Source organism: Psychrobacter sp. (assembly GCF_030454045.1).
GTDB lineage: Bacteria > Pseudomonadota > Gammaproteobacteria > Pseudomonadales > Moraxellaceae > Psychrobacter.
The window spans coordinates 1-19,599 of record NZ_JAKDJE010000006.1; the positions used below are offsets into that span (position 1 = coordinate 1).

Below are 19,599 nucleotides of genomic sequence, written 5' to 3' on the forward strand. Positions count from 1 at the left end.
ATACTTCGTGCGCCTTTTTGTTCATAGGCGTATAGCGACAGATAAATAAATGATTAACCATACAATAAATGATAAGAGGACAGCTTTATGAGCATTGACAATACTAACCAAATCGGCCTAGAAAAAGCAGACATGAGCGAAGTTATCGCACAATTGAACAGCTTGTTATCTACCTATCATGTGTTCTATTTAAATGTACGCGGCTATCACTGGAATGTAAAAGGTGAGCACTTCTTTACCTTGCATCCAAAGTTTGAAGAATTATATACAGCGCTACAGTTACAGATTGACGAAATTGCTGAGCGTATTTTAACGCTCGGTGGAACACCACTTCACGCTTATAGCGATTTTGCACAACACACGAGCATCAGCGAAGACAAAAACGTCAAAAATGGTACATCTTGCGTTAAAGGCGTAGTAACTGGTTTACAAGCCTTAATTGCCGAGCAGCGTCAAGTATCGTCATTAGCAGCAGAAAGCGACGATCAAGGTACCGCTGATCTGGTTGATGAATACGTACAAGAGCAAGAAAAGCTGGTATGGATGTACAACGCCTTTTTGGGTTAATACTTTATCAAGCTGATTATATATTGCTTAAATCAAGCCAAATAATAGTAAGATTCAGAACCATAAAAAAGCACCCAATTGGGTGCTTTTTTATGCTCAGCAATCTATCACAGTTTGATTTATTGCTGAATCCATTGACGCATTTTTTCGCGTTCAGCTGGTGTGGCCTGTAACCAAATCTGCATAAAGGCATCTAGTGTATTAGTAGGCGCCTTGACACTCGTGGTTTGCTTAATATTGGTTGTACCAGTACTAGTGTTCACCGGGGTTGCTGGCTGATCTAATGATGCGATTGCACGCTGGTTTTGCATTTCAGCATCGCCTGAACCACTAAACACCCCGCCTAGCGCCTTACCGATTCCTGAGAGCAGTCCACCTTGATTGCCAGCCATACCTTGTTGGCTTGCGATAACCGTATTGTTCTGCTGAATAGCAAGTGTTGGTTGCTCAGCATAATCTTTGGCGGCTTGATAGTCTTCTGGCTGGTTCGGCATCGTCAAACGATAGGTTTGATTGTCAGCCAAATTTGCGACCACACTCACATTACCTGAACGCAGGTAATCGTGCTCATCGTGGCTCAGTTTATATAAGCGGTCATATTTGGCAGTGATGGCGTGTTGACCTGGCTCAAGGGTAAACTCTTTAGTTAGTGGTTGAAATAGGCTTTGCTGCAATTCTTGTCCATTAATCGCAGTTACTTTGATATGGTCATCAACCAATAGGGTCACGGCTGCCTGTGACATCATAGAAACTGAGGTAGCACCAACAAATAGCATCCCAACAGTCAATTTTTTTAACAAAGAAGCATTCGATTTCATAAATTATTCCATTAGTAGTAAGAACATGTGGGACAAAAATTTGTATCTTGACGGCTATTGATATTTTAACGGTTAAAAATCAAGTGGCATGGTATGTTGGTCTTGATCCGTCGTCTCATTGTCTACTTGCGTCTCTTGAGCTATATCAGCCAGCTCTGCTGCAAGCGTTTGCTCATCAATGGTACGCAGCGCGTCACTGATCACCGCTTTTGATATATTGCTGCGACCCAAATTAGAAAACATTGGCTGAATATAGTTGAGCACGTCCATCATGGCGCCGATACGATGCGGCCCATCAGTTAATAAATGATCAATGATTCGATCATCAAACTGCCAACCACGGCGACGTAAGATAGATTGTAGCAATGCTTGGCGATCTGCTAAGTCATGACCAGTAGGCACTTTAAAGGCTGGTGCTTGTGCCAAACGCGTCAATAAATCTCTCAATTGAAACGGTAAGTCACCAGCCGGCTTATTGGCCGCAAATAAAAGCTGGCGCTGCCCTTCGCGGCTACGGTTGATCAGATGAAACAGCGCTTCTTGCCACTGACTACTTTGCTCAATCACTTCTAAATCATCGATGGCAATCAGATCAAAGTTTTCTAAAGAAGATAATACGTGTACGTCCGTATGAATCAGCTCATTGAGTGACAAGCAAATGGCTGATTTGTCCATTTCAATAAACGATTCACAAATAGCAGAAAGCAAGTGAGACTTACCTGTTGCAGGACTGCCAAACAGGTATAACTGACCAATCAGGCCGACATGTAATTGCCGCACTGCATCAATAATAGACATCCAACCAGGACCGGCAAAGTCACTAAGACTTGCATCATGCTTAATGTCCAGATTGAGACTTAGCTGTGCTTCTGCCATGGATCATCAACTCGTGTTGCGTAGTGCAATATAAAAGTACAAAAGAAAAAGGATAAAGTGCTATTTGGTACGATACCAACGCCTCGATATAAATATGTACGGTCGTTGGCATCGCCCTTTTGGTCATGAATAGTTTGCCCTATCAAGACGAATCAGAATAAAACAATATAGCAACGGCTGATACGATCAACACTGCGACTATATATAACATATTTGCAAAATGACTGACAACTCTTTTACCCAATAAGCCTGATCAATCCGATGTCAACGGTGGTATTCTTTTGATTTTCGCTTCAAGTATTACACCTATCAAATCGTAAATTCTTTACTTTTTTTCAAAAAGCAGTAGCTGTTTACGACCTTTATAGAAGTCAGTTGTACGATAATACGCATACAGATGGCGAAACAATACGTTAAGGACAGCCGACACAGGCAATGCAATGAGCATACCCACAAAACCCAACAGGCTGGCCCCTGCCAATACCGCAAAGATAACCCATAATGGTGATAAACCAATCTTGTCACCTAATAACAAAGGCTGAAGAATATACCCTTCTGCGGCTTGCCCAACCAAAAATGCGCCAACGACCAATGACAGATACGTCCAGTCCAGACCAAACTGAAACAAGCAAGCGATGATAGCGGCCACAAATCCAATGCCAAAACCCAAGTAAGGTACAAAGCTTGCAATACCCGCTACCATACCGATGATAAGTCCAAGCTCTAGCCCAATAAGCTGTAGCTGTATTGCATAAATAGCACCCAATAAGACCATCACCAGCAATTGACCTTTAATAAATGCCATCAAAGCCTGATCACATTCTTTGGCAATACCAGTAACTTGCTGACAGTAGGGTCCTGGTATTGCCAATTTCCAAGTATGCAAGCGCTGATCCCAGTTGAACAGAAAATAAAACGTCAAAATAGGCACCAAGACAATGAGACCTGCATTGTTGATAAAATTCATGCTAGAAGTCAGTATTTGGCTCATCATGGTACTGGCATCAGCGAACTTATAGTTCGTTTGCATATACTCAACAAGGGTCTCAGAAAAATCCTTGGACTCTAGCACAGGCAACTGAAGCCGCGTATTGCTATTGAACCACTCCCGCACTACTTGGTTGTACCAATTAAACATCTTTGGCAAATAATCCCAAGCCGCTTGCAACTGATTCCACAATGTCGGTATCAACCACCAGAGCAGCACCGCCATACCCAATGTGATGGTAGCGTAAACAATGATAATCGCAACCCAGCGCTTAAGATACTTTGACAAACGCTTGACCAAAGGATTGAACAAGTAAGCCAGCATAAAAGCAAATACAAATGGCACAATGACTGGCATCATCAAATAAAGCAAAAACAAAGCCACAACCAATACCACGACGATAAATAAGCGTCTAAAAAAAGGGTCGATTGGTTGGTTCATCATGATAAGTAATCCTATACGTGGGCTGATTTGAGATAGTGACAAAAATTGCGGTACTTGAGCCGTCAGGAGTCGTAAATCTAGTGTTTTATTATCGCAGAGTACAACAAAAAATCAGTCATTTTTTGTTTCTTAATCGCTTATTTGCCACTTAATGCAAAACTTAGCCAAATATTGGCAAGTTGCTTTGCGAGTGTGGTCAGTTTTTGGGTATAATGCGCGCACTATCTTTAACTTTACCTTTAAACTTTATCTCGCTGATTGTAGCGTGATTGACTCCCTTACTTTTTAATTCCAATTATCTATCCCCAACTGTGAGATGACTATGAGTGACAAGCCTTCTTTAAGCTACAAAGACGCCGGCGTTGATATCGATGCAGGCGATGCTTTGGTTCAGCGAATCAAGTCCGTTGCAAAAGCCACTACTCGTCCTGAAGTCGTGGGTGGACTTGGCGGCTTTGGAGCGCTTTGTCGTATTCCGACTGGTTACACCTCGCCTCTACTGGTATCAGGGACGGACGGTGTCGGCACCAAACTAAAATTGGCATTACAGCTCAATCGTCACGATACCATCGGTATCGATTTGGTCGCTATGTGCGTCAACGACTTGCTTGTATGCGGTGCTGAGCCATTGTTTTTCTTAGATTACTATGCGACAGGCAAGCTGGACGTCGATGTCGCGGCGACTGTGGTCACTGGTATCGGCGATGGTTGTAAACTTGCCAACTGCGCGCTTATCGGCGGTGAAACGGCTGAAATGCCAGGTATGTATCAAGACGACGATTATGACCTCGCTGGATTCTGCGTGGGCGTGGTTGAAGAAAGCGAGGTCGTGACTGGCGACAATGTTGCAGAAGGCGATGTTCTGATTGCACTGGCTTCGAGTGGCGCGCACTCAAACGGCTACTCACTAGTGCGTAAAGTCATCGAAGTTAGCGGTATTGACGTGGCTACTAGCGATGAGCAACTAGATGGTCAACCTATTCAAGATGCCTTGATGGCCCCTACTCGTATCTATGTCAAAGCCATCAAGGCATTGCAGGATACCCTTGGTAGCTCAGCGCTTCATGCCATGTCACACATCACAGGTGGCGGTCTCACTGATAACTTGCCACGAGTGCTCCCTGATGACCTAGCGGCTAGCATCGATACCAGCAGCTGGCAGTTTTCAGAGTTATTCACTTGGTTACAGACCCAAGGCAATATTGAGCAAAGTGAGATGTACCGCACCTTTAACTGCGGCGTTGGGTTTGTCATCGTGGTGCCTAAAGACAAAGCTGAAGCAACGATCAAAACATTGACTGACGCTGGTGAAAACGCTTGGCAACTTGGCGAAATGGTCAAACGTGAAGCCGATGCCGTGGTGTACCGTTAATGTCATTTGATAAGACAAACCAACCTGTCAAACCATTACGCATTGCGGTTTTGGTATCCGGAAATGGCAGTAACCTGCAGGTCTTGATAGATGCCATGCAAGCAGGTGCGCTACCGATTGAAATCGTTGGCGTCATTAGTAATCGCGAAGATGCCTACGCTGTCACCCGCGCAAAAGACGCAGATATTCCTGTCACCGTGTTGTCTCATGTGGCCAGCGGCAAGCGCATGGGCATCAAAACCTTTGAAGCTCATGCAAACAAGCAGCTCATTGCATGGCAACCCGATCTAATCGTTTTGGCTGGTTTCATGCGCGTATTGAGTGGCTCATTTATCGATAATGCGCCTGCACCAATGATTAACTTGCACCCTTCGCTATTACCTGTTTACAAAGGCCTAGATACGCATCAGAGAGTACTGCAAGCGGGTGATCGTCATCATGGCTGTAGTATTCACAAGGTGACAGCAGAGCTAGATGCAGGTCAGGTATTGACTCAGGCGGTACTGAGTGTCGATATCAACGATACAGCAGAGCGCCTACAGTCACGAGTACAGAAGCTTGAGCACAAGCTTCTACCGTGGACAATATTGCTGCTGGCAAAAAACGTCTTGTCACTTGAGGTAGATAGCACCTCCTCACAGGCTACAAACTACTTACCAACGCTGCCATTGCAGTTATTGATCACTTCATAGAATATAAGTGATGGCTAACATATAGACAGATAAAACCTTTAGTTGTATAAGACATTTTTTATAGTATAAAACAACAAAAAGCCCAGTGTAGCCATTCGCCGAAAATGAGAATCACGTTCAGTTAAAATGAGAATAGATTTTAAAGGTTTTAAGCCATTATTTCGTTCTCATTTTAACTGGTTTTAAGCGCTTATGCATGGGTTGTGTCTTGTGAGATGGTGGCGAGATCACTAGGGCTAAATCGCCAACCATCCGCACTATGAAAGATTACGTTATAGCACCACTCACTACAGAACGATTTGGCTTGTGCTTGTGGTGATAGAAATACAATCCCCAATGCCCCAAGTGTGTCGTAACGATGACGCCTGGTACGCCTGTAATAACTCAAGACACTGTGCGATTGGATGTTGTCAATGACTTGCAAGTCCCATCTATCGCTTGGCAAGCGCATTACCTTATGCCTGACACCACCATCTCTAATAGATGCGCTGTAGCAGTCATAGCGCCCATCTGCTCTAAGTATCGCAATCTCACAATGACTATATACGCCCTTGGTTAAAAGGCGTATTAAAGCATCTTGAAAGCTATTATAAAAGGCTTTTAAAGAGCGGTTGCCAGCGATACGCCTACCTTTATAACTTGCCAAATGAATCATAACTGCTCAGCGACTGTCGTGATCTGCTGCAAAACACTATCTCGATGAATATTGATGTCGTTAATATTACTCATATTATCGACAGCCAGCTTTTGCATACGTAACTTGCCTAACTCCTCCAGTGCTGTCTCTAGTTTCTGCGCACCAGCTATGATGCTGTCAGCAGCCTGTTTTGGAGTCATCCCGGTAGGTTCAACAACGGCTTGTATTTGGGGTGGTACGTCACCCTCATAATTAGCAGCTATAAACTCTTTGGCTTGTTTCTCGCGTAGTGCATACTCACGCACAAAGGGGTTAAACTTACCATAGATAGCAGCAACGGCGTCATCGATGTCGTCTTTTGCAGCTTGTTTAGACGTTTGTATCGCCTCCAGCTGTAGTGACTCGTCCACTACCCAGCCGTCTTGTGTAAGCACCACAAAGTCGCTAGGCGGCGCTTGATTTGTGATGATCTTGCCGTCCGTCCAAGCGGGTGCGTGACTATACTGATCGTGAATGTCGTCATCAATGCTAAAGTACGCCGTACCGTCATCGGTAGGGTGGAATCCCAAGCTGGGGTCTAAATAGCCGAGGACTTGGTAGCTGTTAGGGTTGTAGTTTACTAAATACATTTTCTCTCCTAATTTTAGATAATAAAAAAACCGCCATAGTTAGCTTTCTAAACCACCTATGCGGTGAGGAAGGTGTTTTATGAAACGCTAGTCGCGTCCAGAACTATAAATTTATAATTAAAGTCATTGCTTACTCTGCTATCTCTGTTATTAAAATCAAAATCTAATTCGAACCTGCCACTAGCGTCTGCTATGATTTTTAATTTGCCTGAAACACGATATTGCCTGTCTATTAAAACCATGACGGGTTTACCATACTGTTTCTTGAACACTGGATAAATGCCTGAATTAATCCCGTCATGGTAGTAATTGCCTTCTACGATGTCTATTGCTTTTATGGGATCATAGCTGGAATTATATTCTATATCACCGTTGCTGTTATAAATCTCTATCCCAGAATTAACGGACGTAAGTCCACCAGTATTTGCTCTATGTAAAATCTTAAACCATCTAGAGTCACTTGAGTAATTGGAAAGTTTAGTAAAGTTCCACGTATCAGCGTAAGCCCTTTCTAAAGTAGCGCCACTTGTCTGTAATATCTTAAATACACCTTGCCAGTTCCCTACGTTCCCTGAATTTACCTCACTTGCTGATCTGGGTTCTGATAAAAAAGCAGCAGCTAAGTCTTTGCCTAATTGTAGTACTTCAGTGTCTGTATATATTTCTACGCCTGCGCCCATTTAATAAACTCCATAAACGATATGATAAGAATCAGTGTTATTGTTATGACTATCCGCTAATCTCATAGTAACTCTTGGTATGGGGTTGCCTTGATTATTGATGTAATAATCTCTTACCACACTAACCCTGCCATGACCTGTTTTAGCACTAGCATCCCAATTAAAGAACCAAAAAAATTCGCCTTCCTCTAGACCTCCGTGATAATCTACGTCCTCTAGTTTGCTATTACTTCTACACCACAAACTACCTAGAATTTTCATAACCCTGTCATTTGTGTCTAGTGTAAGTTTGCCATTCTCATCCCAAACCTGTAAACCTTGCGGCACATCGACCTCCTTTTGTTCTTCCTTTCCGCCAAAAAAGCGGCGAATGGCATTAATAATATTTTTAAAAAATGTAAGCATTACCACACCCCCAGTCTAACCCGTATCTGCCCTGAGTCGTCATACACCTCAATCTTTTCATCAGTGATCTTCAATCCAACATTGCCTGCGCTGGTCTGGATAGTCGTGTTGCCAAACCTATCAACCTTAAAGCGGTTGTTAATGTTTAATGAGCCACCATTGATGACTGGGGCTGTGAGCGTCTGGTTGGCTTTGATGTGCTTACCCAATATCGTGCCGTCAGCGATCAAATCACCATTTACCGCAACTTGATTATTGACTACTGTGAGCATGGGTTTGACATTGCTATCACCAGCGTCTTTAACGACACCGAATTTGTCTGCCATGACGATGACTTGGCTTTCGGCTGTCGTCTCGTTCGCCATTGCACCCACAGCGATACCTGCGAGCGCTCGCTTACCGCCTGCGATGGCTTGGGTTTTGATGGTGTGGGTTGATTGGGCTTGGTTTTTGGTGACTACAGTATTTTGCAATGTTGTAATTGACGCTCTTGTTGATTTTACAGAGTCGCTATCTCTTTCAAGTCTATGAGAATAATCACTATAACCACGCATCACTGTTCTGATATAGCCATCATTCTCAGCTATATAATTATTAATTACAATGCCGTCATCACCCCCGTTTGCGTAAGCACTGCCTAGCCAGTTTTTATTGCTGTTAAAATAGTGGATATAGATGTTGGGATAAATAGAGTTAGGTTTACCTTTTATTGGGTACAACGACGCTGTGAAACTCTCACCTTTTTTCACCGCAATCCAATCACTGATAAAGTCTTGGTGGCCGCCCAAACTGCTTTGTACTACAATTTGACCCGTACTTGCATTTATATAACCGTAACTAGTGTTCTGACCCTTATCTATTAAGTTATAACCTGCTACGTCTTTCAAACCCGCTTCTAAAGTTTCTTTTGTTTGAGCTATAGTGTTTTCGTTTGTAGCTATCGCTTGCTGTACTGTATTAATATTAGCGTAAGCATTTGCGAGACTATCGCTAACTTTTGCTAGTTTGTGATTATGAGCATAGTAACCTCTTGCGACTATTTTAATAAAACCGTCATTCGCTGCAACATAATCAAAACTAACAACTTCCTTATCTATGCCACTAACACTTTGTGCTGATATCCAGTTTTTAGAGTTATCATAAAAATGTACATAAATATTAGGTGCGATATCCGTAACTTTATCCACTAGAGGGTTTATGGTTGCTTCGTACCTTTCGCCTTTTTTAACTTGTATAAAATCTATCATTACAAAATCTTGGACGCGGTTAGCTGTACCAGTTAAAAAAAGCTCGCCTGTACTTGCATTTATATAACCAAATTCAGTATTAACCCCCTTAATAATTAGGTTGTCGCCTATAGCATTTTTTATCTCTGCTCTTAGCTCATCTTCAGTTTGTGATACAGATTTTTTATTATCTGCTACCGTTTGTGATAAATTATCAATACTAGCTTGAGATGCTGTCACGGCTTGATTTTTAGCAGTATTTGCGGCACTTTGCCACTCACTCTGCAGCGCAGTGCGAGCGAGACTTGATACTTCTGTCTTGCTGGCTTTAGTAGATTGTAAATCGGTGATACTTGTCTTATTGCCGCCGACTTGGCTCGCTAGAGTTTGACGGGCAGTAGCTTCAGCGGCATCGCCTGCAATACGAGCGGTACGTTCTACTTCTAAGCCTGACACAAGCTCGCCTTGCTTGGCGGTTATTGTAGTGAGTTGCTGCGCTTGCTGGTCATTCGCGTCAGAAACCTCACTGATTTGTGTGCCTAGCTCGTTGGCTTTATTAATCAGCGCGTCAGTCTGTTTTTTGTCTTGAGCAGCCAGAGCTTTCTGACGTGCTTGCGCCTCAGCGGCGACTTTATTAGCAGCATCGGTGGCGGCACTACCAATCGCTTGATTTTTAGCCGTATCGATATCACTCTGCAGACTATCGATGAGTGATTGAGCCAGCTCGGTTTCAGTGATTTGACCGTTGATACTGGCGACAATTTGAGATGTGTCACTACTGCATTGACCACTTACCGTCACCCAATTGCCGGTATTGCCTTGATCATCAATTAATCGTAACCAAAAATGGTGCGTCTCAGTAAGCTTAACGCCGTTTTGAGTAAAAGTATCAGTAGGATAGGATAAGGTGGCCACCTTGCTCGCAGTGGCTCTATCAGCGGTTTGACTGCGGTAAATCTCAATCTTGGCTTTATTAATGACCGTCGTTGGGTTTGTCCAATCAAGCTTAATGGCAAACAGCTCAGGCGTGGCTTTTAGCCCTTTTATATCATAGTCAATCGACCACTCTTTAATAACGGCTTCAGTCAGCTCACCATTAGCAGATTTGCCACGGATTTCCGCTCTGTAGTTACCGTTTGACAGACCTTTGAGTTTAATCTCGGCGGTGTCTTGGGTGTAGCTGTTGTATAGCTTGCCATCTTTATAGATTTTGATTAGATATTGAGTGGTGTTAGTGCCTTCCCACGATATGACCAACTCATCACCGTCTTTTGAGACACGGCCATAGCTCACTTGTGGCTTGTGCTTAGTGGCAGTGCTGTCTTGCTCAAAAGTAATGCCTTGGTCAACGACAGCCTCTTTGTTTTCATCGTGCTGTACGGCGCTGATAGTATAAGTGCCGTCATCCTCGGCAATGCTTAAAGCTCTAAATAAGCGCGGTTTAACATCTGTTTTAGTAGCACTAAAAACGCCCAACTGCTCGATGCCGACAGGCGTATCTGACAATGTGATTTTGTCGTCCTGCACCGCTGTAACGTTGATAGTCTTACTTTGACCATTAGCATAGTAGCGAATGCTGTTGATGGCGCTCATTGGACGATCAACCGTGATAATGTTGCCCGTGACGGACAGCACACGGCCGCCAATCATATCGCCTGCATAGTCGTTATCTGCAATCTCAATGATGTCAAACGGTAGATGGCGGATGCCCTCACGTCCGACACTAAAGCTAACCATCTGCCGTTCGCGTATCGATGTTTCAATCAGCCCTTTGCCCACGCGCGCGGCCTGACCACGACTGGTACACGCAAAGGCGGTGATTTGCTTAACGTTGAGGCCATAGCGCTTGATAGCCTCATCATTTGCTACATATTCAGTCTTTGTGGCAAAGTTATCCGTTTTGTCATTATATTTGACGTGAACGGCGGTAAAGATGGTCTTTTGTGCGGCGCCAGAGTAGGCAAACATACCGTCCACGACATTGGCGTTACTATAAGTGGCAGTAGGGTCTTTTTTGGCATCTTGCAATGCCGTGACCATCTCACCGTCCCATACAGCAATACCACGAAACACGCTTGCTAAATCGTCAAGCAAAGCCTTGGCGTCTCTTGGCTCGCTTAGATATGCATTACACGTAAAGCGCGGCTCTTGACCGCCAAAGCCATCAGGTACGATTTGATCACAGTATTTGGCGATCTGATATAGTGACCATTTGTCACAGCCAAACTCGCCCAGACGGTCACCCAAGCCATAGCGCTTGTCAGTCACCAAGTCATAAAACACCCACGCTGGGTTATCACTCCAAGCGGTTTTAAACTCTCCTAACCAAATGCCCTCATACGTGCGAGTGATAGGGTCGTAGTTGTTCGGTACTTTAACCTGTGTCCATTTATTGCGATACGTGCGCGTAGGGATTTTGCCACCAAATTGTGCTGAATCAATCTCAAGCCCAACGACCACAGAGTTTGGGTAGTTAAACTTGGCGTCGATGGACTCAACATAGCTGACCCAATGCGTCTCATTACTGACTTTATCAGTAGTGCTATCAGGTGTGTTGCGATGCACGCTGATATTAAATGGCGCATCTGGTAAGTCAGTGAGTACCACGTCTTGATGATAAGCCGATGTCGTTTTACCAGAGATAGTAACGGGGTAGCTTTTATTGCCACACACGACCGTCAGCGACACAGAGCCGCCCACGCGGTCGCCCTTATCTGTCATCGTAACCAGTGAGCCAAGCGCAAGCGTCACTCGCACGCTATCGACTAATGGATCAGTAATAGTACGAGTGATAGGCGTAGCCGCTTTAACCTCAGCGCCCACAGCTACGATTTTATCTGTGCTATCAAATCCTGCCAGATAGTCTTGATTGTGCGTGCCAGGTAGTGCAGACACACGTATGCCGGTAAAGTTATAGCTGCCGTCAGCATTTTGAATGGGTGTATTGTCAAGATAGATGTTTTTAAACGTCACGTCTTGACCCGCCACGCCCTCGCATAGCAAATCAATGATTTTGAGCCGCTGTGCTGACTCTAAAGTATTTGGTTTTTCTATGGGCGTATGTCCGCCGCCACCGCCTTTGCCGCCTCCACCCATTAATCTACCCTCACTGTATAGTTTACTGAGATGACGCTGTCATCGTTACTGTCTAAGTTGTAATTTTCAAACGCTACTGGCAGATGATAATCACGAGTTTGTACCAACTCAGCCGCTGGTTTTGACTGTACGTCACCGCTGACTTTGTAGCTCTCAATTGATTGTGATATGACCTTGCTACCGATCATGATGTCGCCATACGCAACCGGCACGCATGAGCCTTGGGCTGTGTTATTGCCGAGACTGCTAAAAGATGATGAGCGTGATTTATCGGTATTGCTGGTGTCGCCAAAGCTGGGTTGCTTGGTTAGCATTTGCGCCACGCCGCCCAGCACTAAGCCAATACCAGCGCTAAGGGCGGCTGTTGATAACGCGCCCATCGCCGCCAGTGATGCGCCGCCTGTAAAGAATGCCGCACCAATCAATACCGCGCCCAAGATAATCTGACCGTATTTACCAGCACCGGCAATCTCTGGCACGATATGGATAACGTCGTTATCAGTCAAATCACGGCTAAAGTCAGTATCGATACTGTCATCGGTGACGTCTTTTTTGGCGACCCGCACAAAATAACCGCCATCAGCGATGCGCTTTTGTAGGCCGTCAATTTGGCTAAACAAGGCGCGCATAGCCTCGCTGGTCGTGCTGACATGCAAGTCAAAGCGCGTGCCAAAATCCGTCAAGTCGCCGTATAGTCTTACGATTGCCATTATTTCGTTGCCTCTAAATCATTAGTGATAGCGGTCATCATGTCTGGCTGCCAGTCTTGATGCCGCCAAACAGAGTGCATGGACTTATGCCAAACGTCACAAAATCCTTCGCGCCGTGATAATCCGCCGTAAGGATGGTGCAGCACTTGCTCATCGCCCAGATAAATACTGGCGTGATTGGCATTGCCGCGAATGGAGGTTAAGATCACATCGCCTGGCTGCATATCCGCCATATCAACTTGATAAAACCCAGACTTAGGAAAGTTGACGATAAAAGCGTCATCTGCTATTTCTTGAGCTTCGCCTTTGCGCTCATACGCCATCAGCTTAATGCCGCATAGCATATAGGCATCTTCGACAAGCGAATAACAATCACGCTTGCCATAATCAAAGGTACGACCACGTAATAACGGGGCATAGCGATATTTAATCAGCTCCCATTGATCAGCGCTGGCAACCACTAACCACCAATCACAGCGCATCTTGTGCTGTGCTGCGCGGTCTGAGTCGCTTAAATAGCGCAGACCTTGCGGATGCGAATGCACCACAATATCAGCGGGCTGCCACTCATCGTGACTGATTCTAAACGTCTCAGTTGGCTTGTCTGCTACATTGTTACAAGGGATATAAGCCCCATCGACAATCAAGCCGCAACACTCGTTAGGATAGACGTGCTTGGCGTGATTAATGATTTGCTCTGTTAAACTCATAGCTTATCGACTCCTACAAAGCCGCCAAAAGGCAGTACTGCCTTTTTGCCAAATCTAGCGCGGCAACCTTGCAGGCACTTACTACATTTATCTTTTGTCATATCACTGGTAGGCTGATCGTACTCGTCGGCTACCGCATGGCCTGTATAGCCACAGCCATCACCTCTATACACCCAGTTACACGTATTAGCCACAATGATGCGCCGAGGTAATACAGCGCCGTCGGTTTCGCTTGGGACTGCCAGCTCAAAGGTAGCGGTTTGATTATTGAGCGCTGAGTAACGCTCGATGACGTATCGTGATACCAGTTGTTGATTGGGATCAGCATTGGCATTACCGTCTGCAAAGTTCGCCGCGTCTAAGTGCTGAGCGTAGACTTGGCGACGAGTCACAATCGCACCCACGCCGCCTTGGTAGTCTTCGATGACAGCAGTGACCAATCCGTAAAGGTTGGACAGCGTGATATTAGGACGGTTACTAGCGCCAGTGCCTTTTAACTCAAAGCCATCTGCTTGTATCGGATAGGGTTGATAAGGCACGCCTTGCCAGACGATTGCTTGCCCAAGCTCATTGGTTTGATTACAAAAGTGAAAGACCTCACCGCCAAATTTGGTTAAATCGATATCAAACAAATCGAGCAATACATCTTGTTCAAGTTTCGTGATTTCTTGCTGCTGCTGTGGGGTTAATTCTCTCATGCTAGCACCTGATGCATCGTCCAATTGAGTGACCACTTAGCGCCGCCCTGCGGGCTACGTGATATGGCTTTGGCAATATACTTGCGCAGTGGTTCATCGCTGGTGACACGCCATAAGAACGGTGTCACCGTGTGCGCATCCAAAAACGCTTTGACAGTATCGATGCTGGCTTTAGAGCCGACCTTACTGACTTGCCAGTGCTCAAGACGCGGGGCAAGCCCATTAGGCGCACGCTGACTAAAGCCGTCACCAAATTGCACCGTGCGCACATCGTCATCGGTGCTGCCTGTACCTTGTACAGCGATATCATAAGTAAATGTATTCATGGTACTTAGACTAACAGTATGTTTATCAAGCGGTTATTAAAGTGATTTACTGATTTTTGGGCATGAAAAACCCCCTTTAACGGTTGCTTAAAGGGGGTTTAAATGACGGTTATAAATTCTTATTAAATACAGTTGGCTTTTCCGATTTTCACCCACTTATCAGTGTGAACCAGCTTATCAATATCAATAATGCTTACAGTAACCAATTCTGTCGCACCAAATTCTGATTGCAGTATCTGACACGCATATTTTGCAAAGCCATCGCGGTTGCTGCCATCATTATGCATACCCAGCTTTAAAGTACTATAAGGGAATAACGCATCTGCAACGCTGGGTTCTTCATCGCTCTTAAAATACGCAACGATTTCTGCTTTTTTGGCGTCGGTTAGTTTGTTCTTATCTGTTTCTTCATCTTTGGCTTCAACGTCTTTTACTGCGGCTGCTGCCTTTGGCTCTGTCTGCTTTAATTCTTGTGGTGCTGCTTCAGCTGCTTCTGGAGTAGTGTCTTCACTAACCAAGCCACCAATAATCATTAAAACCACAAAAAATATACCACAGCCAATCAATATTTTCTTAATCACAATGCAATCCTCACGTTTAAAAGCCAATAAATGTCAATCATACATGAATTATCTAGCAGCTAACATATTACCAGGCCTCATTTGTTCTTGCAGTGTTTGTAGTACCACCGCTTTTAGCGAGTTGGCCAACTGCTTACCATCTTGGCTGCTGGTCTGCACATCAGTACTTGTACCCTCATTGCTGATATGTACATCAATCTGCACTTGATTGACCACACCTGCCGATTGGCTTGATTGCTGATTACCAAAGACTTGTACGCCAAGCTTGCCATTGGGGCCACGGGTCAGCGGCATAACTGCTTCAGGGCCTGCCTCACCCATGACGCCAAGGCCGCCTGCATGACGAAACGCCGTGGGTTTATTAAAAACGTCTCCATTGGCATAGTACTGAATGCTATGTGTATTAAATGCACCGCCTTTTGCCAGTGCCAACAGGCCACTACTACCAAACGCGCCACCATCTGCGAACATACCTACGGCTGCTTTTGCCAAACGTAACATAGCGAACTGAATCAGCATCTTACTAATGTCTTGTAAGATCGAGCCAGCTAAATCTTTAAAGTTGAGTTTACCCGTGGTGACAAAAGCAGCTAAGCTATCGCCCATCTTATTAAATGCGCCAGTCGTCGCCTGTGTCATGGTCTCATTGAGACTTTGCGCACCATCGACCAGACTTTGAAACCCTGACTGCATGCCGCCGACCCAATCATTGTCCTTGAGCGCTTGTTGCTGCTCACGCAAAGACACTTGCGCATCACGTAGCGCCATGGTTTGCGCAACCTCTTGATCTAATAACTGCTTGCCTTTTTCAGAGAGACTTTGCTTAATCCATTCTGCTTGATTAAGCAGGTCATATTCAAAGCGCAAGCGCTCAACCTCTGATGCTTTTTTGCCGATCAGTGAGGTCTCAAATTCGTAGTCGGCAAGGCGTGATTGTTGATTACTGGCAAACCGTGCCAGGCTATTAGTCTCGTTTGTTTGCGCTTGCGCAGCTTTATCTAATAGCTGACCTCTAGCCATGAGCCATTTTTGACTTTCCTTATCCTGAGCAATCAGATCTTCTTTGATTCTATAATACTCACGCAGCTCATCAAGTACGCTGTCTTTGATACCGGGGAACGCACCGTTTTCACGGTCATAATCAAAGGCGGCTAATTGACTGTTATTACCAAATAGTGCGATGTCTTTTTTGAGACCCGCCATGGTATTGCTGACATTTTGGGCTAAGTTTAGAGCTGCTCGTACTGCCTCACTTTCTTTTGCCTTAATACCTAAACCTAAACCAATAGACAGCCACTCACCAAACTTCTTGAACAAGCGAGACGGTGAGCGAATGACAAAGAAGTTTTTGACTGTGTCGCTGACAGAGCTTGCCAAGTTTTTAGCGACACTGATAGCGCCAGTGATTTTGGCTTTGACACCGTTGATCAAGCCCTGCACCGCATCGATGCCGATGTTATACAGTTTGGACGCAAGCCCGCCAAACGCTTTAGCAATGTTAGCCACACCGCCAGTCACGATGCTAACCGCATTTTTTAGGCCGCCGCCAATGATAGAGACAAAGCCTGCAATATCACCACGTGCCAACGCTTTAATGGCATTAAAAGCGGTTTTAATGGTATTTTTAACGAGGTCAAAACCCGTATTAAACACCGTGGCGATGACATTGATGGAGGTGCCAAATATAGCTTTGATAACGTTAAAGCTAGTACTGACTATATTTTTTATGACATCAAATGAGGTGGTAAAAATTCCCTTAATCGTTGCCCAGCCAGCGGTAAATACCGCCGATACCAAATCCATAGTGACTTTGACGTTAGGTGCTAAAAAGTCAAACGCTGCGACTGCCCAGTCTTTGACCGTCGTAAATATCTCTTTAATATTGGCAAAGGCGTCTTGTACGGGCGCTGGTAAGGAGTTAAAGACCTCGGTGGCTTTGGCCTTGATGGTGTCCCAATTTCGATAGAGCAGCACACCAACGGCCACGAGGCCTGTGATTGCTGCTAATGTAAGCGTAACGGGACTGGTGACGAGAGCGACAGCAGCACCAAAGCCAGCGGTCACAGCCGTAGCTAATGTGCCAATAGCTGTCCATGCCGCAATAGCACCGTTAAAGAGCAAGAACGCCCCAGCCGCCGCGCCAATGCCACTGGCTAGCGGGATGATGATTTCTTGATTGGCGACAAAGTAGTCGGTCACCTGTCCGATAACCTCACCAGTTTGCCCGGCAAGGTCTTTTAGGCGACTAAAGCCATCGCCCACTGCTTGTAGCGCAGTTTGCAGCCGCTCAGCATTCTCAGGTGTGTTAAGCGCATCCATAACACGCCCAATGCCACCAGTTGCCTGCGATACAAAACCCTGTAAGTTGCCAAACGCTTCAGCGATAGTCGCTATCGTACTTTTAAGCTTGGCGGCGTTCTCAGGTGTCTTTAGCGCATCTGTCATACGTGAGAGACCATCAGCAGATCTTACGACGATATCTTTTATCGCATCACCAATGCCGGACTGGACGACGGCAAGCTTAAAGCTGTTAAAGTTGTCGCCTAAGTTACTAATCGCACCGTCTAACGTTTTAGCGCGGTTTGCCATAGCATCGCCAAACTTGTTTTCACCGATCGCTAACAGATACTCTTGGATTTCTTTAGAGTTTTTGGCGACCGTGGTAGTGACACCTTGGAAGGTAAACGATACTTGGTCACCTTGTTGACTGGCTTTGATACCAAACTCTTTGAGACGTTCAAACTCAAACGTAGAGGCGTCTGCTACTGCCTCAATCATCTGATTTAAGTCTTTACCCATACCAGCCGCAAAGTTGCCGTAGCTCTGCATACTGCGCATGCTAGGGTCTAAGCCGAGGTTTTTAAGCTGCACAAACCCTTGTACTGATTGCTCAAGCGCATACGGCGTGGTGGAGGCAAACTTGGTTAGCTCATCAAATGCAGCGGCGGCTTGCTTGGTACCGCCAGTGGCTGTGATCAGCTGAGAGTTTAAGATGTCGAATTGACGCTGAGTGTCGATCAAAGAGTTTAGACTTAGCGCACCTGCCAATGTACCGACCACACCGCCAAACATAACGGCTTTTTTGGCAACGCCAGCTAAAGTACCGCCAAAGCCCCTGACGCGCTGCTGTAAGCTGCTGGTGCTGCGGTCAGCACGTCTTGATGATCTGTTTAAATCATCTAACCCATTATCCAGATCATCTAGCGTACGGATGGCGGCTGTGCCATCTGCCGATATGACCAGTCCAAACCGTAATTCTTGACTCATAGCTATTTACTCACCTACTTACCTAAATCAATACAAAAAGCCCAGTGTTTAAGATAAACACTGGGCGATATAAGTATTATTAAAGTGGCTTACTGATTTGAGTTGGCTTTGTTTAGATGCTCATTGATCGCGTTGGCATAGCCTGCTATCGCTACACGCCAGTTGGTAAAGTCATCTGGTGTGACGGTGATGTCTTCACGGCGTAGCAGCACATCTATTGCTACCCAGTCCACGCCCATCACCGTACCGCTGTATGGGTTACGAGTCAGTACCACATAATCAAATAGTGGCAGTATAGGCGTAAACTCACGCCAGACGGTCATCACTTCAAACTCAAACTCGCTTTGCTCGGTTGCCACACCAAACTCTGCAAACGCGTCATCGGTGGCTTGTTGTTCCGCTAGGTAGGCTTGATAGGCGTGCTCTTGAACCGCCACATGCCGACCTAGCGCGATTAGTTTTTTTGGTGTAGCTTATTACCGCCGACGCTATCAAAGTAGCCATCGATGACGGCTTGACGAAATTCAGAGATAGCAAGCAGCTGTCGTTTGCTGTCTTCATTGAATTCTAAATCTTCATCGTCCTCACCTTTAATCTGTCCTGGTAGCCAGCCCGCTAAGACTTTATCAAAGAAGTCGTTTTCGACATCTTCGGTGTGTTCAATGTCATGAGTGGATTGAATCCGTTCCATTAAACGCACGCGCTCATCATGCGGCAGACGGTTAAAGTTAACCTTGATGGGCATTTTTTTGTAGCTGCCATTGTGCGGCATCTTGATAGTGATCGTCCAAGGGTAAGTATCAGCGACATCGCTCAGTTTAAACATGGTGTTATTCCTAATTTAAGTGGTTTTAAAAAGCAATTAAAAAGCGTTTAA

Annotated in this window: 19 protein-coding genes; 3 read left to right on the plus strand and 16 right to left on the minus strand. The window is 45.3% G+C overall.

Features of this window, described 5'->3' with window-relative positions; translation table 11 throughout:
• The first annotated feature begins 87 nt into the window (after positions 1-87).
• A complete protein-coding gene (locus L0G63_RS01880; protein ID WP_301449141.1) occupies positions 88-567 on the plus strand; it encodes a Dps family protein in 480 nt (159 codons plus the stop codon).
• A gap of 119 nt (positions 568-686) precedes the next feature.
• Here L0G63_RS01880 and L0G63_RS01885 read toward each other — a convergent pair whose 3' ends face one another.
• From L0G63_RS01885 to L0G63_RS01895, 3 genes are all read right to left on the minus strand, one after another.
• Complete coding sequence (locus tag L0G63_RS01885; RefSeq protein WP_301449142.1) at positions 687-1,385, minus strand: DUF2057 family protein; 699 nt, start codon at positions 1,383-1,385, stop codon at positions 687-689.
• A gap of 72 nt (positions 1,386-1,457) precedes the next feature.
• The gene (gene hda, locus L0G63_RS01890; protein WP_301449143.1) at positions 1,458-2,261 is read right to left on the minus strand and encodes a DnaA regulatory inactivator Hda; all 804 of its coding nucleotides are present in this window, start codon (positions 2,259-2,261) and stop codon (positions 1,458-1,460) included.
• A 325-nt stretch (positions 2,262-2,586) separates the two neighbouring features.
• The gene (locus tag L0G63_RS01895) at positions 2,587-3,693 is read right to left on the minus strand and encodes an AI-2E family transporter (protein ID WP_301449144.1); all 1,107 of its coding nucleotides are present in this window, start codon (positions 3,691-3,693) and stop codon (positions 2,587-2,589) included.
• A gap of 322 nt (positions 3,694-4,015) precedes the next feature.
• Here L0G63_RS01895 and purM point away from each other — a divergent pair, with 322 nt between their 5' ends.
• Both purM and purN read left to right on the plus strand, forming a co-directional pair.
• Positions 4,016-5,065, plus strand: a complete 1,050-nt coding sequence (gene purM / locus L0G63_RS01900) for a phosphoribosylformylglycinamidine cyclo-ligase (RefSeq protein ID WP_301449145.1) — start codon at positions 4,016-4,018, stop codon at positions 5,063-5,065.
• Positions 5,065-5,757 carry a phosphoribosylglycinamide formyltransferase gene (purN, locus tag L0G63_RS01905; RefSeq protein ID WP_301449146.1) on the plus strand — a complete coding sequence of 231 codons (693 nt, stop codon included), beginning with the start codon at positions 5,065-5,067 and terminating at the stop codon, positions 5,755-5,757. Before purM ends, purN begins: the two co-directional genes overlap by 1 nt.
• Before the next feature lie 190 nt (positions 5,758-5,947).
• On the opposite strand, the gene L0G63_RS01910 is transcribed toward purN, so the two are convergent.
• The 13 genes from L0G63_RS01910 to L0G63_RS01970 all read right to left on the minus strand — a co-directional run bounded on the left by L0G63_RS01910 (position 5,948) and on the right by L0G63_RS01970 (position 19,548).
• The gene (locus L0G63_RS01910) at positions 5,948-6,412 is read right to left on the minus strand and encodes an enoyl-CoA hydratase (RefSeq protein WP_301449147.1); all 465 of its coding nucleotides are present in this window, start codon (positions 6,410-6,412) and stop codon (positions 5,948-5,950) included.
• Positions 6,409-7,023, minus strand: a complete 615-nt coding sequence (locus L0G63_RS01915; RefSeq protein WP_301449148.1) for a hypothetical protein — start codon at positions 7,021-7,023, stop codon at positions 6,409-6,411. The genes L0G63_RS01910 and L0G63_RS01915 overlap by 4 nt, the downstream gene beginning before the upstream one ends.
• A 77-nt stretch (positions 7,024-7,100) precedes the next feature.
• The gene (locus L0G63_RS01920) at positions 7,101-7,703 is read right to left on the minus strand and encodes a hypothetical protein (RefSeq protein ID WP_301449149.1); all 603 of its coding nucleotides are present in this window, start codon (positions 7,701-7,703) and stop codon (positions 7,101-7,103) included.
• On the minus strand, positions 7,704-8,108 hold the full coding sequence (locus L0G63_RS01925; RefSeq protein ID WP_301449150.1) for a hypothetical protein: 405 nt from the start codon (positions 8,106-8,108) through the stop codon (positions 7,704-7,706).
• Positions 8,108-12,430, minus strand: coding sequence for a phage tail protein (locus tag L0G63_RS01930; protein WP_301449151.1), 4,323 nt, complete (start codon positions 12,428-12,430; stop codon positions 8,108-8,110). The genes L0G63_RS01925 and L0G63_RS01930 overlap by 1 nt, the downstream gene beginning before the upstream one ends.
• On the minus strand, positions 12,430-13,140 hold the full coding sequence (locus L0G63_RS01935; protein WP_301449152.1) for a tail assembly protein: 711 nt from the start codon (positions 13,138-13,140) through the stop codon (positions 12,430-12,432). Before L0G63_RS01935 ends, L0G63_RS01930 begins: the two co-directional genes overlap by 1 nt.
• Positions 13,140-13,850 carry a C40 family peptidase gene (locus L0G63_RS01940; protein WP_301449153.1) on the minus strand — a complete coding sequence of 237 codons (711 nt, stop codon included), beginning with the start codon at positions 13,848-13,850 and terminating at the stop codon, positions 13,140-13,142. The genes L0G63_RS01935 and L0G63_RS01940 overlap by 1 nt, the downstream gene beginning before the upstream one ends.
• Complete coding sequence (locus L0G63_RS01945; protein ID WP_301449154.1) at positions 13,847-14,548, minus strand: phage minor tail protein L; 702 nt, start codon at positions 14,546-14,548, stop codon at positions 13,847-13,849. The genes L0G63_RS01940 and L0G63_RS01945 overlap by 4 nt, the downstream gene beginning before the upstream one ends.
• On the minus strand, positions 14,545-14,874 hold the full coding sequence (locus L0G63_RS01950; RefSeq protein WP_301449155.1) for a phage tail protein: 330 nt from the start codon (positions 14,872-14,874) through the stop codon (positions 14,545-14,547). The genes L0G63_RS01945 and L0G63_RS01950 overlap by 4 nt, the downstream gene beginning before the upstream one ends.
• Before the next feature lie 122 nt (positions 14,875-14,996).
• The gene (locus L0G63_RS01955) at positions 14,997-15,455 is read right to left on the minus strand and encodes a hypothetical protein (protein WP_301449156.1); all 459 of its coding nucleotides are present in this window, start codon (positions 15,453-15,455) and stop codon (positions 14,997-14,999) included.
• 48 nt (positions 15,456-15,503) lie between these two features.
• On the minus strand, positions 15,504-18,722 hold the full coding sequence (locus tag L0G63_RS01960) for a phage tail tape measure C-terminal domain-containing protein (RefSeq protein ID WP_301449157.1): 3,219 nt from the start codon (positions 18,720-18,722) through the stop codon (positions 15,504-15,506).
• An 89-nt stretch (positions 18,723-18,811) separates the two neighbouring features.
• On the minus strand, positions 18,812-19,159 hold the full coding sequence (locus L0G63_RS01965) for a hypothetical protein (protein ID WP_301449158.1): 348 nt from the start codon (positions 19,157-19,159) through the stop codon (positions 18,812-18,814).
• 17 nt (positions 19,160-19,176) lie between these two features.
• On the minus strand, positions 19,177-19,548 hold the full coding sequence (locus L0G63_RS01970; RefSeq protein WP_301449159.1) for a hypothetical protein: 372 nt from the start codon (positions 19,546-19,548) through the stop codon (positions 19,177-19,179).
• Between the last annotated feature and the right edge of the window lie 51 nt (positions 19,549-19,599).

Coding starts and splice junctions, on each gene's coding strand:
- L0G63_RS01880 (WP_301449141.1), top strand. CDS start 88: ATGAGCATTGACAATACTAACCAAATCGGCCTAGAAAAAGCAGACATG.
- L0G63_RS01885 (WP_301449142.1), bottom strand. CDS start 1,385: ATGAAATCGAATGCTTCTTTGTTAAAAAAATTGACTGTTGGGATGCTA.
- hda (WP_301449143.1), bottom strand. CDS start 2,261: ATGGCAGAAGCACAGCTAAGTCTCAATCTGGACATTAAGCATGATGCA.
- L0G63_RS01895 (WP_301449144.1), bottom strand. CDS start 3,693: ATGATGAACCAACCAATCGACCCTTTTTTTAGACGCTTATTTATCGTC.
- purM (WP_301449145.1), top strand. CDS start 4,016: ATGAGTGACAAGCCTTCTTTAAGCTACAAAGACGCCGGCGTTGATATC.
- purN (WP_301449146.1), top strand. CDS start 5,065: ATGTCATTTGATAAGACAAACCAACCTGTCAAACCATTACGCATTGCG.
- L0G63_RS01910 (WP_301449147.1), bottom strand. CDS start 6,412: ATGATTCATTTGGCAAGTTATAAAGGTAGGCGTATCGCTGGCAACCGC.
- L0G63_RS01915 (WP_301449148.1), bottom strand. CDS start 7,023: ATGTATTTAGTAAACTACAACCCTAACAGCTACCAAGTCCTCGGCTAT.
- L0G63_RS01920 (WP_301449149.1), bottom strand. CDS start 7,703: ATGGGCGCAGGCGTAGAAATATATACAGACACTGAAGTACTACAATTA.
- L0G63_RS01925 (WP_301449150.1), bottom strand. CDS start 8,108: ATGCTTACATTTTTTAAAAATATTATTAATGCCATTCGCCGCTTTTTT.
- L0G63_RS01930 (WP_301449151.1), bottom strand. CDS start 12,430: ATGGGTGGAGGCGGCAAAGGCGGTGGCGGCGGACATACGCCCATAGAA.
- L0G63_RS01935 (WP_301449152.1), bottom strand. CDS start 13,140: ATGGCAATCGTAAGACTATACGGCGACTTGACGGATTTTGGCACGCGC.
- L0G63_RS01940 (WP_301449153.1), bottom strand. CDS start 13,850: ATGAGTTTAACAGAGCAAATCATTAATCACGCCAAGCACGTCTATCCT.
- L0G63_RS01945 (WP_301449154.1), bottom strand. CDS start 14,548: ATGAGAGAATTAACCCCACAGCAGCAGCAAGAAATCACGAAACTTGAA.
- L0G63_RS01950 (WP_301449155.1), bottom strand. CDS start 14,874: ATGAATACATTTACTTATGATATCGCTGTACAAGGTACAGGCAGCACC.
- L0G63_RS01960 (WP_301449157.1), bottom strand. CDS start 18,722: ATGAGTCAAGAATTACGGTTTGGACTGGTCATATCGGCAGATGGCACA.
- L0G63_RS01970 (WP_301449159.1), bottom strand. CDS start 19,548: ATGTTTAAACTGAGCGATGTCGCTGATACTTACCCTTGGACGATCACT.